At 52.2% G+C, this 502-nt stretch carries 2 pseudogenes; both read right to left on the bottom strand.

The annotated features are described in order from the left end of the window. Window positions 1-130, bottom strand: a pseudogene (locus tag HT737_RS29395) (GntR family transcriptional regulator); the annotation flags it as partial. A 271-nt stretch (window positions 131-401) separates the two neighbouring features. Beyond that, a pseudogene (locus HT737_RS32185) lies at window positions 402-502 on the bottom strand (amidase); the annotation flags it as partial.

Below are 502 nucleotides of genomic sequence, written 5' to 3'. Positions count from 1 at the left end.
CGATGTCCTCGGCGATCAACCGGTCGCCCTTGCGGTACCGACCACCACAAATGCCCTCCAACAGAAAGTTGTAGGCCTCTTCTTCGGCGGTCATCGGTTGACGTTGATCGAAGGCAGGAGCGAATTGCATGGCAGCACCTTTTGTCTTTTTTGTATCCAGTTATCCACGGATGCAAAAAAGCACGATGCATGCCAGATTTCTCCGCACCGGGCCAAGCGCTTGATTTGAATGATTTAACTCACGAATTCATAACGAACAGCGATTTAATGCTGCCGCCCGAAGCTAGAACAGTGCTACCCGATAGCCCATGGCAAGCCCCGCAAAGGTGCAGATTGGTAGCTGAGTAACACTCAGGCCAGCGACACCTTTGCGGTACGTATTCAGCAGATCACGAGCCAGTTCACTGCGTCACCACCACCTTGCCGATCATCTGCGGATGCAACACGCAAAAATATTCAAACTCCCCCGGCGTATCGAATACCCAGGAAAAGCTGTCATTGG

The sequence above is a fragment of the Pseudomonas sp. MD195_PC81_125 genome, from assembly GCF_014060985.1.
Lineage (GTDB): Bacteria > Pseudomonadota > Gammaproteobacteria > Pseudomonadales > Pseudomonadaceae > Aquipseudomonas > Aquipseudomonas parakoreensis.
Note: the sequence above shows the minus strand (reverse complement) of the source record. Positions and strands in the feature narration are given on the sequence as shown.